The 12,869-nt window shown below is 70.2% G+C and carries 13 protein-coding genes; 3 read left to right on the forward strand and 10 right to left on the reverse strand.

Features of this window, described 5'->3' with window-relative positions:
- Positions 1–37 precede the first annotated feature (37 nt).
- On the forward strand, positions 38–520 hold the full coding sequence (locus BN976_RS03765; RefSeq protein WP_036368052.1) for a hypothetical protein: 483 nt from the start codon (positions 38–40) through the stop codon (positions 518–520).
- Here the strand turns inward: BN976_RS03765 and BN976_RS03770 are convergent.
- The 3 genes from BN976_RS03770 to BN976_RS03780 form a co-directional block, all read right to left on the reverse strand.
- The gene (locus BN976_RS03770; RefSeq protein ID WP_036368055.1) at positions 508–1,422 is read right to left on the reverse strand and encodes an NAD-dependent epimerase/dehydratase family protein; all 915 of its coding nucleotides are present in this window, start codon (positions 1,420–1,422) and stop codon (positions 508–510) included. The two genes, BN976_RS03765 and BN976_RS03770, sit on opposite strands and share 13 nt — an antisense overlap.
- 22 nt (positions 1,423–1,444) lie before the next feature.
- The gene (locus tag BN976_RS03775) at positions 1,445–3,064 is read right to left on the reverse strand and encodes an HNH endonuclease signature motif containing protein (RefSeq protein WP_036368058.1); all 1,620 of its coding nucleotides are present in this window, start codon (positions 3,062–3,064) and stop codon (positions 1,445–1,447) included.
- A 136-nt stretch (positions 3,065–3,200) separates the two neighbouring features.
- The gene (locus BN976_RS03780) at positions 3,201–3,965 is read right to left on the reverse strand and encodes a trans-aconitate 2-methyltransferase (protein ID WP_036368060.1); all 765 of its coding nucleotides are present in this window, start codon (positions 3,963–3,965) and stop codon (positions 3,201–3,203) included.
- A 44-nt stretch (positions 3,966–4,009) separates the two neighbouring features.
- On the opposite strand from BN976_RS03780, the gene BN976_RS03785 reads away from it, so the two are divergent.
- Both BN976_RS03785 and BN976_RS03790 read left to right on the forward strand, forming a co-directional pair.
- The gene (locus BN976_RS03785; RefSeq protein ID WP_036368063.1) at positions 4,010–4,945 is read left to right on the forward strand and encodes an amidohydrolase family protein; all 936 of its coding nucleotides are present in this window, start codon (positions 4,010–4,012) and stop codon (positions 4,943–4,945) included.
- Complete coding sequence (locus BN976_RS03790) at positions 4,942–6,135, forward strand: alpha/beta hydrolase family protein (RefSeq protein WP_036368066.1); 1,194 nt, start codon at positions 4,942–4,944, stop codon at positions 6,133–6,135. The genes BN976_RS03785 and BN976_RS03790 overlap by 4 nt, the downstream gene beginning before the upstream one ends.
- On the opposite strand, the gene eccE is transcribed toward BN976_RS03790, so the two are convergent.
- Genes eccE through BN976_RS03825 form a run of 7 tightly spaced genes read right to left on the reverse strand, consistent with a single transcriptional unit; the run spans position 6,122 to position 12,869 of the window.
- Entirely contained in the window at positions 6,122–7,009 is an 888-nt protein-coding gene (gene eccE / locus BN976_RS03795; RefSeq protein ID WP_051558271.1) for a type VII secretion protein EccE, read from the reverse strand. The genes BN976_RS03790 and eccE overlap by 14 nt on opposite strands.
- Positions 7,006–8,367, reverse strand: a complete 1,362-nt coding sequence (gene mycP / locus BN976_RS03800) for a type VII secretion-associated serine protease mycosin (RefSeq protein ID WP_036368069.1) — start codon at positions 8,365–8,367, stop codon at positions 7,006–7,008. Before mycP ends, eccE begins: the two co-directional genes overlap by 4 nt.
- Positions 8,368–8,369: 2 nt before the next feature.
- Positions 8,370–9,827, reverse strand: coding sequence for a type VII secretion integral membrane protein EccD (eccD, locus tag BN976_RS03805; protein WP_036368071.1), 1,458 nt, complete (start codon positions 9,825–9,827; stop codon positions 8,370–8,372).
- Positions 9,815–10,675: an ESX secretion-associated protein EspG gene (locus BN976_RS03810; RefSeq protein WP_036368074.1), complete on the reverse strand. Its 861-nt coding sequence runs from the start codon at positions 10,673–10,675 to the stop codon at positions 9,815–9,817. Before BN976_RS03810 ends, eccD begins: the two co-directional genes overlap by 13 nt.
- A 9-nt stretch (positions 10,676–10,684) precedes the next feature.
- A complete protein-coding gene (locus BN976_RS03815; RefSeq protein WP_036368077.1) occupies positions 10,685–10,972 on the reverse strand; it encodes a WXG100 family type VII secretion target in 288 nt (95 codons plus the stop codon).
- Positions 10,973–11,004: 32 nt separating this feature from the next.
- Positions 11,005–11,298: a hypothetical protein gene (locus BN976_RS03820; protein WP_036368080.1), complete on the reverse strand. Its 294-nt coding sequence runs from the start codon at positions 11,296–11,298 to the stop codon at positions 11,005–11,007.
- Entirely contained in the window at positions 11,295–12,869 is a 1,575-nt protein-coding gene (locus BN976_RS03825; RefSeq protein ID WP_036368082.1) for a PPE family protein, read from the reverse strand. Before BN976_RS03825 ends, BN976_RS03820 begins: the two co-directional genes overlap by 4 nt.

A 12,869-nucleotide genomic window follows, 5' to 3' on the forward strand; every position in this document is an offset into this window, starting at 1 on the left:
AGCTCTACCACCCGGCGTGCTGAGCTACCGTGCGAGGATGGCCGTATTTCTGCGGAAACTGTTCCGAATCGGCAAGCTTCCCAGCGCGTTGCGCGCCGAGGTCGAGGCCGAAGGTGTGCTGTTTTTGTCCGAGTACGTGGCGGTCACGCGCCGATTCCGCGGCGCTGTGCCGGGGCTGCGGTCGGCGGGCAGCATCGCCAGCTACGTCGGCTCGCTCGTCCTGACCAACGAACGCGTGTTGGGAACGCTGTCGTCGGTGCCCAAGCTCGCCGGCCGGACGATCGATCTGCGCTGGGATGCCCCTCAGGCCGGCGCCGTCAAAGCTGAGCTGTCCGAGACCGGCCTGACGCTCGATGTCGACCTCGACGCCGTCGATCCACGCTTTTCCGGGGAGCTGTCCCTGCATTACAAGGAGCACATCCCTGCTGACGTGCTGGCCCTGCTGCCCCGCACGTCGCTGGCCTTCGACCCGCCGCCGGAATACATCTTCCGCGCCGTCGGTGTCGCCTACCACCCCTGAGCGCCGACCATCGCCCGGTAACCGTCCCACACGCTCGGGTATCGCGTCCGCCACGGCGTGGCGGCGCGCAGGCGCGCGTTGTTCACCCGCAGCGATCTCGTCATCGACGTGGCCCGGTCCCCCAACAACAGTGCCGCCCGCCCCGGCGGGGTAAGCCACGGTCGTACCCCCACCGCCGCCGCCATCGCCGCGCTGTGCTGTGTCGCGGTGACAGGGCAGTCGTCGACGACGTTGTAGGTACCCGGCGCAGCCTCCAGCGCAGCAACCACCGCGGCGGCCGCGTCCTCGAGGTGAATCGAGGACATGTAGCTGCCGGGTTTGCCCGCCTGAAACGTGACGCGACGACGCGCCAGTCGCATCATCGTCTCGCTGTGGCCCGCACCCGGCCCGTAGAAGAACCCGAACCGCAAAACCACGGCGTCCCTTCCGTTTTCCCCGAACCTGCGGTTACTCGCTTCGGCGCCGTGGTTGCCCGCCGCGATCGGGTAACGATCGACCGGCCAGTCTTCGTCGATCCAACGGGCGCCGCCGTCGCGGTAGATCATCGCGACCGACTCCTGCACCACTCGCCCCACCCCTGCAGCCAAAGCCGCGTCGATGACGGTCGCCGACCCCTGGATGCGGATGCGGTGACACTCCTCCCACGCTGACTTGAGCATGAAACGCGCGGGCGTCGGCAATGACGACGCCAGATTCACCACCGCCGTGTGACCACGAAACGCGGCGGTGAGCGCGTCGCGGTCGAACAACGACACCTTCACCGCCGTCGCGCCCTGCCGCTGCAGCACCGCGGCTTTGGCGTCACTACGCGCCACAGCCGTCACATCGTGCCCGGCAGCGATGAGGGCCGGCACCGCGTAGCCGCCGATCGCTCCGGTGCCTCCGGTGACGAAGACCCGCATGCCCGCCACGCTAGTCCGCTTATCAAAACGGTGGGGCATCGTCCTGAACGGTCTTCAACAGCGCCTCGTTCTCCCGGCGCTGCTCGGCGATGCGTCGGGCTCGCGCCTGCGCGCGGGTCTGCTTGCGCCGCGGCATACCCAGACCTGAGGGCCGGCCCGGGGCCGGGGCCAGGTCCGCTGAAGAGACGACAACCGGGGCCGTCGGCCGGCACAGCGCCGGGAACAACAGTCTGCTGCCGGGATGCGTGGTGAAAACCTGACCGCCCGGCGACGTCCACACCACAGTGCCGTCACAGTCCTGGGCATCCCTCCAACCCCAGAACGTCTTGAGCAAGTGGTGTTTTCGGCAAAGTGCCTTGAGGTTCGACGCCTGCGTCGGCCCCGCCGGGTAGGCGATCGTATGGTCGAGATCGCAGCGGTCGGCTGGCACGTCGCAGCCCGGGAACCGGCAGGTCATGTCGCGGCACCGGACGAAATCGGCCAGCTTCTGTGACGGCGTGTAGCGCGGCTCCGGCGGTGACTGGCCCGGGTGGACCAACCGTTTGATCGTCGCCGTGTGCGCCACGGTGGCCGCCAAAAGCGGCGCAGGCAGCATCCCTCCACCGAGGATCATCGCGGGCTTGGTCTTGGCCGGCCCGGTCGCCGGCGGAGGCGCGAGTAAGTCCTTGCCTCGTCCGGAGCCCGGCTCCTGGCGCGGTTCCCCGTCCGGTTGCAGGTCATGCGCCTCGGCCGCGTCCTGGCCCGCTTTCTCGTCCGGATCCTCGCCCGGGTGCACGTCCGGCTCAACGGCCGCGTCCGGCGGGCGTTCGCCGTGCCCGGCGAACGGGGTGTCGTCGGTCAGGCTGTCTTCGTGTGCGATCACGTGCACCACGACCGCGCTCGGCGTGCGCTGCGCGGCCTCGCAATCGTCGATGCCGCACAGGCACATCAGGCGGTCGGCCTTGGCCGCCATCGCCCCGATCGCATCCGACCGCAGTTGGTCCTTGGTTCGCGGGTCGCGGTCGCACACGCTGCGCGCCAACTCCTCGAGCCGCCGGTCCAGGGCCTCGCCGTCATGAGAGTGCAGCACCGCCTCGACGTAGCAGACGCCGGACCCGTTCTTCGCCGGAATCACATCCACGTGCCGTGACCGGGACGAACCCTCTGCCCGCACCACCGCAGAGGGGTCGAATCTGTCCACCCAGTAGTCGATCTCGGCCTCCTGCTTGGCCACCGACAACGACCCCCACGCGGTGAGCTGCGCGGCGATCTCGACATCGACCTTCGCCCTGGCGTCGCGGTCGGCGATCAACCGGGTGCGCTTCACCACGGTCCTGGCGAGGCGATAGGAGATCGCACCCGTGGCGAACACTTCCGCCACCCGAGGCAGCCGTTCCCGCATCGCCCAGGCGTCGAGAAGCTCATTCGACGCCACTCCGGGTGAGACATTCTGCGCCGCAGCCACCTCCGCGGACACCGCATCCCAGTTGTCCAGGCACCACTGGTCTCGCTCGGCACTGTCCTTGTCGGCCAGCTTGGCCTCCAGCAGGTCGGCCATCGCGAAGAGTCGGCGCGCCGCTGCGGCGTTCTCCATCCGGGCCCACGCCCCGATGGCAGCCGCTCCCCGCGACCGCACCGCCGACTCGACCAAACCTTCGAACATGCTTTCGACACTAATCCTCCCGAAAGCGAGCCGGGCGCTCGAACGGTGCGTCGAACTCTCCGCCTGTGGATGAAATCGGATTTGGGGAAGTCGGCGCGATGCGGCCCTGTAGTGCAGGCAGCAGCCCGGCGCGCGATCACGTCACCTGCGCGACGACGAACACCCGCCGGAACGAAAAGAAGGTACGGCCGTCGGATCGAACTGGATAGGCCTGCGCCAAAAGCGGGATGATCGCCTGCCGGTACCGCTCCCAGGCGTCATCGGACAACCGCTGTCGCACCTGGGTCAGCGCCGTCCCGGTGATCCAGTCCAATACAGGTGTCTCCCCGACCAACTCGTGCACATACGTGGTCTCCCAGGCATCGACGGTGCAGCCGGCGTCGGTGAGCAGACCGGCGTACTCGACCGGCGCCCCGACCACGTCCGCGTCCCGCCACGGCATGTCGGCCAGCGCTGCGGTGAACGGTTCGCGGCGGGCCACCTCCCGGATCGCGGCGTGCGACGGTGCGTCGAAGTTGCCCGGCACCTGAAACGCGATCCATGACCCGGGTTCCAGCTGCCCGGCCCAGCGCACCAGCAGGTCGCGGTGTTCGGGCACCCACTGCAGCGCGGCGTTGGCGATCACCACATCGGTGTCGGGTTCGGGGACCCAGTCCGCGATGTCACCGAGGCGGGCGTCCACACCACGTCCCCGCGCCGCGGCCACCATCTCGGGGGACGAGTCCCAGCCCTGCACCTGCGCATCCGTCCAGCGCCTGCCCAGCACCTCGGTCAGGTTGCCCGGGCCGCAGCCCAGGTCCACCACCCGGTGCGGGCGATCCGCCCCGACCCGGGCCAGCAGATCGAAGAACGGGCGGCCGCGGTGGTCGGCGAAGTTCAGGTAGACATCGGGATCCCACATACCCGCAGATTCTGCTCTTCTCGCGCGGGTGCATCATCGACTCGATGGACGAACCTGAATCGGTCCGGCGGATATGGCAGGCGCTGGAGCTGCCCGGCATCGTCGACGTGCACACACACTTCATGCCGAAGAACGTGATGGACAAGGTGTGGCGGTACTTCGACGACGCCGGCCCGCTGATCGGCAGGCCGTGGCCGATCACCTATCGCAGCGACGAGAACGCGCGGCTGCGCACCCTGCGCTCGTTCGGTGTGCTCGCCTTCACCTCGCTGATCTACGCGCACAAGCCCGACATGGCGGCCTGGCTGAACCAGTGGGCGGCCGGGTTCGCCGCCGACACCCCGGACTGCATGGCGACCGCCACCTTCTACCCCGAGCCCGGCGCCGCCGGCTACGTCAGCGCGGCGATCGAATCCGGCACCCGGGTGTTCAAGGCCCACGTCCAGGTGGGCGACTACGACCCGACCGATCCGCTGCTCGACGACGTCTGGGGCCTGATCGAGGACGCCGGAACACCGGTGGTCATCCACTGCGGGTCGGGCCCCGCCCCGGGGACGTACACCGGGCCCGCGCCGATCCGGGCCGTGCTGGCAGAGCATCCCCGGCTGCGCCTGGTCATCGCCCACATGGGTGGGCCGGAATACAGCGAGTTCCTGGACCTCTGCCAGGATTTCGAGCAGCTGCACCTGGACACCACGATGGCGTTCACAGGGTTCACGGAGAAGAACATGCCGTTCCCGGCCGGTGAGTACGGCCGGCTGCGCGACATGGGCGACCGGATTCTGTTCGGCAGTGACTTCCCGAACATCCCCTACGGCTACACCCACGCCATGTCGGTGCTCACCGAGCTACCGTGTGTCGACGACACCTGGTTGCGCAACGTGTTCCACGACAACGCGGTTCGCCTGTTCGGCGCAACCGGCAGCTGCCCCGGGCTACCATCAGCAGAGCCGCACCGGGTGAGGAAGGCAGCGCCGTGACCGAATCTCATGCTCCCGTCGATCCGCCCATCCCGGTGCCGGACGTCCCCGGCGCCGACGCCACCGCCCGCGGGCTGCCGCGCCGCCAAGATCTGACGTTGCGCCAGCGACTGATCGTGGACTCTTCGGCGGTGGCCGACCTGGCGCTGCGCACGTCGATCGCGTCCCTGCTGAGCGCCACCATGGTGCCGTCGGTGAGCAAGGCGCTGCGCAGGTCGGAGGCGGCCGCCGAGCAGGATCATCTGCGGTTCTACGCCGAGCTGGCGGCGGCCAGGGATCCGCAGGTGTCCTTCCCCGCGCCACAGTCGCCGCCGCGGGTGTCCTCGCGGCCCGCCAACCCGGTCGCGGAGTGGATCGCACGGGGCAACGTCCGTAATATCCGCTTCGACAGCAGCTTTCGGGCGGTGAATCCCGCACTGCGCGACCAGTGTGCCGGATTCGTGCGCAACAACGTCGTTCACGCCCAGCACTGGCGTCACGACGACGGCCCGCGGCCCACCCTGTGCCTGATCCACGGTTTCATGGGGTCGGCGTATCTGTTCAACGGGCTGTTCTTCTCCCTGCCGTGGTTCTACCGCTGCGGCTACGACGTGATGCTGTACACGCTGCCGTTCCACGGCCGTCGCGCCGAGAAGTACTCGCCGTTCAGCGGACACGGCTACTTCTCGCACGGCATGGCCGGTTTCGCCGAGGCGATGGCACAGGCGGTGCACGACTTCCGCTCGATCATCGACTACCTGGAGTTCACCGGCGTGGACCGCATCGCGCTGACCGGAATGTCGCTGGGCGGATACACCTCGGCGCTGATCGCCAGCGTCGACGACCGCGTCCAGGCAGTGATCCCGAACGTTCCGGTCGTCACCCCGGACCGCACCGTCGACGAGTGGTTCCCCGCCAACAAGGTTGTGGCGCTGCGGGACTGGATCGCCGGCACCGACACCGAACTCGTCGGCGCGGCGACCATGTATTCGTCACCGCTGAACTACCGGCCGCTGATCCCCAAAGACCGACGGCTGATCATCGCCGGGCTCGGTGACCGGCTGGCACCGCCCGAGCAGGCCGAGATCCTGTGGCGGCACTGGGACCACTGCGCGTTCCACTGGTTCCCCGGCAACCACGTGCTGCACGTCAGCCAACCGGACTACCTGCGGCGGATGACCCGCTTCATGGGCGCATTCATGTTCGACTGAGCACCGGCGGCATCAAACCGGTGGGACCGGGCAACCGCTGGTCCGAACCCGGCGCCATCGCGGCCAATGCCGCAGCGTGCCGTCCGTGTTGCGGGGTCAACCCCGGCGGCGACGCCCTGACGCCCGGCCGTTGAGCGGTACGCAGGGCGCAGGTCGCAGCGAACTCGGGTTGCGCTCTGTCGCCGGTGAATTCCACCGCCGTCCAGATCTCGTCCGCATCGAGAGCCCGGACCGCCGAGAACAAGCCGTCGAGCGGCTCGTCGGCGGCGATCCGGTACGCGGCGAGAAAGCCCCGGCCGTCCTCGACACCGCGCCACCGTTCCTTGGCGTCACCCGAGAGCGGGCCCGCCGCGGTGTCGTCGACCGACACTTCCCAGCCGGCCTCGCGAAGCTGATCGGCCAGCCGACGGCCCGCCAGTTCTGCGGTGTCGCGCAACGGGATCGCCGGCGAGCGGGCTGACAGCGCCGCGATGTTGTCGGCGGCACCGAGGGTGAGTGCGACCCAGGTCGCGGCGGCACCGGGGCCCGCGATGCGGCTGGTGACGCGGACCTTGTCGAAGCTGATGCCGTAGCGGTCCAGGTAGCCGGCCACCAATGACAGGGGCAGCTCGGCGGCTTCTCGTGGTTCGAGCCGCAGCGCGACGGTGGCGTACTCGCCCGACGGTGCCGCGTCGCGGATTCGTCCGCGGCGCAACAGGATCGCCGTCCGTCGACCGAATATGGCCGTCACGAACCGCCCACGCCAGGATGCGAACAGCACGACGACGACGGCGATCGCCACCCCGAGCAGCCAGCGCTGCGCTACGGTCTGCCACGGGTAGGTCATCACCGCCGGGATGACGAACAGCGCGGCCAGAGTGAGCCGGACGGTCATGACGACGTCTCCTTCCTTCTCGTGCTCATCAGGGACACGGTGAGCACGACGAGCGCCAACACTCCTGCACCGGCGAACGCGACTGCGCGCGGGACCGGATCCTTCGGCGGCGGTGGTGCCGGAGCGGCGACCGGCCTGGCCGCCGTGGTACCGATCTCTTCGGTGGCGGGCACATTCCAGGTCAGCGCCGCGACCGGGTCGATGCGTCCTGCGCCGACCAGGTTCGACGGGGATCTGGCCGCCGACTGCGCGGTGCCGGTGAGACGCTCGATCACCTGCCGCGCGGTCAGGTCGGGAAACCTGCTGCGCACCAACGCCGCAACGCCGGAGACGTACGCCGTCGCATAGCCGGTGCCACGGACCGGGTCGATCCGGTCCCGGTCGCCGGGCAGGCCGTTGGCGAGCCCACCGGCCTCGTCGTTGCTCACCGAAGTGATGTCCTCGCCTGGCGCGGCGATGCCGACCCACGGCCCGGCCATCGTGAACGACGACGGCGTGCCGTCGGGAGCGAGCGACCCGACCGACAGCACGTACTGCTGCCACCACGCCGGGATCGCCACGGCGGTGACCCCCGACCAGTTCCGCGGATCCGACGGCAGCGCCGGGTCGGACAGCGGGTTGGAATCGCAACCACCGGCAGCGCCGCCCTCGCCCGCGGCGGCGACGATCACGACGTCCCTGTCGACCGCGGCGTACCGCAGCGCCGCACCGAGGCCGCTCTGGTCGAAGTTCTCGCCGACAGGCACACACGTCACGGCGGAGATGTTGATGACGCGGGCACCAAGGTCCGCCGCGCGCACGATCGCGCCGGCCATCGCCTCCGTCTCGAGCATCGCGCGCGTGACGGCCGGGTCCTCGCCGGCATCCCGCGGCGCGTACCGCGGCGAGGACACCCGGATCGACAGGATGCGGGCGGCGGGCGCGACTCCGGAGAAACCGTCCGCGCCGGGCTGTCCGGCGATCAGTCCCGCGACGAGCGTGCCCTGCCCGTCGCAGTCGGTCAGACCGTCACCGGAGGCGACGTAGTCACCTCCGGCCTCGACGTCGGGGAGCCGCGGTCCGGGCTTGACCCCGGTGTCGAGTACCGCGACGGTCTGCCCCTCACCTCGGCTGTGGGTCCAGGCCTCGGACAGGCGCAGCGCAGTCCGATCCGGGGTTGCGGCGCCGGGGTCGGTGCCCGGGAGCGCGGTACTGATGACACACGGATTGCGTTGCGCCATCGCCCCGACCGGCCCCGCGCTGCCGCCCGGAGGGGGCACGGCAGGGTCCACCTCGGGCGGGGTGATGGCGCCGGCCGGCGGCGCACTGGCCGCCAGCAGCGCGACCGCGGCTGCCAGCGCCCACGGGTGTGCACGCACAGTCAGAATCCGTTCAGCGCCCAGGCGAAAAGCCCCACAAGGTAGGCCATCACCGGGATCACCGACGCATCCACCGCGGCGGCGGCGAAGCCGAGCAGGCGGCGCATCGGCAGCGAGTAGGTCTGCGGCTCGGCGATACGCGGGTTCAACGCCGCGACCACCCAGGCGGCGGCGAGGACGGCGAACGCGCCCAGCGTCCACCACGCGGCATCGTAGCGGCCGGTCACCGCGAAGATGCCCAGCAGCACCGCCGACATCAGGAACGGCTGGGCAAGCAGCCACGCCTTGCAGGAGGCGGAATCCCAGACGCGGGCGCGCAGCACCGCACCGAGTGCGGTGGCTCCCACCAGGAGCCAGGCCCACGGGGACGCGCTGCCGTCACCGCCGACACCGGGCCAGACCGCGAACACCGAACCGGTCACGCCGAGCAGCACACCGGCGGCGATGAACCCGGTCTGGTGCGCGTCACTCGCACGGATACGCCGCGGCAGGTCTTCGAGCACCCTCAGTGGGGGCGCCGACGGGGTCGGGTCACCCGGCGCGGGGATCACCGGTACCGGCAGCCTGGCACACATCGCGGACAACTGGGCGGCCTGCACCGTGACGACCAGCCCCGCCAGAATCAGGATGCAGCCGACGTGCACCGGTGTCAGGGTCCAGACCGACGCGACCGCGCTGACCAGCAGGACACCGAGCGCGGACGCCGCCGCGGCGGTGAACAGTGCGATGGCCCGTTCGCCGACGGTGATGCTGATGACCGACCAGGCCGCCACGCCCGCAGCGCCCAGCACGATGTTGGAGGCGCCGAAATCGCCGGGGACGGCGAGGGTGAACGCCGCGGCCACCGAAGGCAACGCGGCGGCGGCCAGCGCCGTGGCCAGGCGCGGCGAGCTGGCACGGGCCAACAGCGCCCCCAGCACCGCGCCGATGGCCACGGCGCTGACGGCGAACAGGCCGATCAGTGAATCGGTGAACACCCGGTGTGCGACCGCGAGCGCAGTGGCCACCACGATGAGACCGATCACCGCCGCGGTGGCCCCGCTCCGAATGTTCGCCACGCCCCAAGGCTTTTCGCGCGAGGCCGAGAAGATCATCGCGGCGTCGGCGATGTCCTCGACGATGCGGGGTGCCGGCGGGCCCGCCGGCACCGGCTGCAGCGCCAGAAGATCGCCGTCGACGACGCCGACCGTGTTCAGGGTGGCGTCCAGGCTGAACGGCGCGCCTCCGATCGGTGCGAGGCTGAGTTGTTCTGCGCCACCGGCAGAGTCGTCGCTCGGCGCCACGATGCGCTGCACCGCGGGGACGATCTCGCGCAGCGGGAGATCGGCGGGCAGCGCGATCTCGGTGATCCGCCCGGTCCGGTCCGCGGCGGCCTCGTCACCCACCGCGGCGGTGAGGACGGCGACCCGGACGATCGGCATGACGACGCCTGCGAGGGTGTTGGTGTCTAGCGGTGGCATATCTCTTCTCTCTGGCTTCTGCTGTCGAAGTCTCTGGTGACGGGCTGGTCCGGGAACCACGGTCCGTCGGGAAGTGCGGCGGTCAATCGCTCGACAGCGGTTGCCACGGCGATCGGGTCCCCGGGTGCGAACGTCGAGATCCATTCCCCGTCAGGGGCTCTGGTCGGGCTCACCAGCACGCGCCCCGCCGTGGTGTCCACGATGCTCACCCCGACGTCGGTGCTCACGCGATGTCCGTCGCGGTGCCGGCCGGCCACGATCTCGACGTAGTTGCGCGCCTCCTCGAACGCGGCCACCACCACAGGGCGCGCGGACGGGGGGACACCGAGATAGTCGAGCAGGTCCCGGACCGAGGCACCTCGGCGGATCTGGTCGTCGGCCTTCGCGCCGACCCGGGCGGGCAGCGAGAACTCCGCGAAGCGCGCGGGCGAGCGTCCCGACAGACCGACCGTCAGCACCGGCACCAACGCCTGCGGATGGTCGATCTGCATCTCGGTGAGGGTGATCAGTCCGCCGCTGCGCAGCGCCACGACCGTCCGCGAGGCGCCACGGGCGATGACGCCGCGCAACATCGCACCGCGTGCCCCGACGAACCGGAGCTCCAGCCACTGCGTGGGCCGGCACACCAGCCGGATCCACCGTGCCACCGCGGCATCCACCGCCCGGTCGGCGTTCATGACGCCCATCCGGGTCAGCCGTTCGGCCTGTTCGCTCTCGAACTGCGCCCGCTGCGAGTGGTCGCTGTACGGCGGGGTGATCGCCAGCACCCATGGAAACGTCCCTGCACCGAGGGTGTCGGCGAGAAACCAGGCGGCCTCGGCGGTCAGCTCGACGGCATCAGCGTGCACGGGTACCGATCAGCCCCACTTGGCGCCTTCGGCCTGATCGCGTGCGGCCATCGACGTGGTGTTCATCTCGTGGGTGCCGGCCATCGCACGGTAGGCCCGAACGAGTTCCTCCATGGCGCCGTTCCACTGCGCCTGCCAGGCCTGGTAGGTCAGGCCGGTGTCGCCCTGCCAGGCACTCTGCAGGGCGGTTTGCTCGGCGGCGATGTCGGCGCCGACGGCATGCAGCGCTCCGGCATAGCTGTTCATCTCGCCGGCGTGCGCGAGCATCGCCGGGTAGTTGTACATGATCTGGGACATCGTGGTCTCTTTTCGGTGAGGTGTCGGCCGGATCAGATGACGGTGTAATTGCTTGCCGCGGAGGCATCTTCGGCGACGTAGGAGGCCGCCGCATCGCCGATGTTGGCCTGTGCCAGGTCGAGCAGCGCGTTGATCTTCGCCGAGGCCTCCACGAAGCGCGCGTGCGCAGCCTGGAACGCGGCCGACGACTCTCCCATGTGGAACGCCTGCGCCGACTGCGCCGCCTGCTCGGCCTGTGCGATCGTGCTGCGCATCAGGCCGGCCTTCGCACCGAATGCCGCCTCGGAGGCGACCAGTTGCGGAATGTGAGCGTCCAGCATGCTCATGGTTGTTCCTTTCCATCGTGGTGGTTGTGGCGTTCGTCGGGTTCGGTGTCCGGGTCCCAGGTCCCCGGCAGCATCGGCGCTTTCGGTCCGCCGCCGAACGGGTCGCCCGGCAGCGTGGTCAACCCGCCGGCCTGTGCGGCGTCCCTGGACACCGTGCCGGCGAAGCCCATGGGGCCGGCACCGCGTCCGGTGGCGGCGATCCGCGGCTCCTGCCGCACCGGTGGTTCGTCGTCGGGCTCGGGCTCGTAGTCGGCGTACGCGTCGGCGTAGGCGCGACCGGCGATCTCGTCCTTCTGGCGGCGCCTGCGCTTACGCCGCTCCGCCGCCGAGGCCGCGACGCCCGACGCCGCCGCCGGGATGCCGGAGGCCGGCGCCTTGGCGCTGGTCGAATCACGCACGGTCGGCGAGAAGCCCGTTCCGGGGTCGCGGCCGGCCACCGCGTAGGGCACGAACGACGCAGTGGCGGCGGCAGGAGCGCCCGGTGCCGGCGCCGTCCCCGTCGCCACCGTGCCCACCGTCGCCGCCGCGCTGCTCGGTGGTGGGGGCGCCGAGACCGCGATTGCGGGACTCGGCTGGTCGGCGCGGGTGGGCGCCGGCGACGATGCGGCGGGTTCCTCGGCAGGTGCGTCTTCGGCGGGCGCCGGCAGGTTCTCCAAGAGGTAGGCACCCACCCCGAGCACGATCGCGAGCGTGGTCGCCACCAGCGGCAGGAGCAGAAGTGACGGGTACAGGATCGAGGCGCCCACCCACGAAACTGCTTGGTAGGCAACGGCAGCCAGGAACGGGCCCCAAGTGATCAGCGCCTGCGCCGGGTTGGTCAGGAAGTCGGTGATGAGCTTGATCGTGTTTCCGAGCGGGTCACGCAGGAAGTCGAAGATCGGTTCGAACAGGAACCTGAGCAGTTCACCGTAGGCGCGGATCAGGTCGGCGATGATGTTGGAAAGATCCAGGGCTGAACCGGCTTCCGCGGCCTGCGCCTGCGCGGCGAAGGCGGTGACGTCAGCTGCTGCCCTGCCGGCTTCCCCCACACCGGGCGCCAGCACAAACGGGGCGGGTGTCGCGGTCGGCGTCGCGGCCAGCGCAGCGCCCGAGACCGCCTGGTAGGTCGCCATGGTGGTGGCCGCCTGGATCCACATGCGGACGTAGTCGGCCTCTGTCATCGCGATCGGAATCGTGTTGATGCCGAGGAAGTTCGTGGCCACCAGCACGGCGTGGGTGGTGTGGTTGAGCGCCAGTTCGGACAGCGTCGGCATCGTCGCCAGCGCCGTCGAGTATGCGGCCGCGGCGGCCTCGTGCTGCGCCGCCGCGGCGGCGCCGGCCGCGCTCTGCTGCGCGAGCCACGCCAGGTAGGGCGTGTGCGCGGCCACGTACTGTTCCGAGCTCGGGCCCTCCCACGCCCCGGCCTGCACGTCGGCCAGAATCGAGCTGAGTTCTGCTGCGGCAGCGGCGTACTCGGCGCTCAGCGACTGCCATGTCGCTGCTGCGGCCAGCATCGACCCCGGACCGGGGCCGCTGCTGAGCAGCGCCGAGTGCACCTCGGGCGGCAGCGCCATCCAGACGGGGGAAGACAT

It is taken from the genome of Mycolicibacterium austroafricanum, assembly GCF_000612725.1.
GTDB lineage: Bacteria > Actinomycetota > Actinomycetes > Mycobacteriales > Mycobacteriaceae > Mycobacterium > Mycobacterium austroafricanum.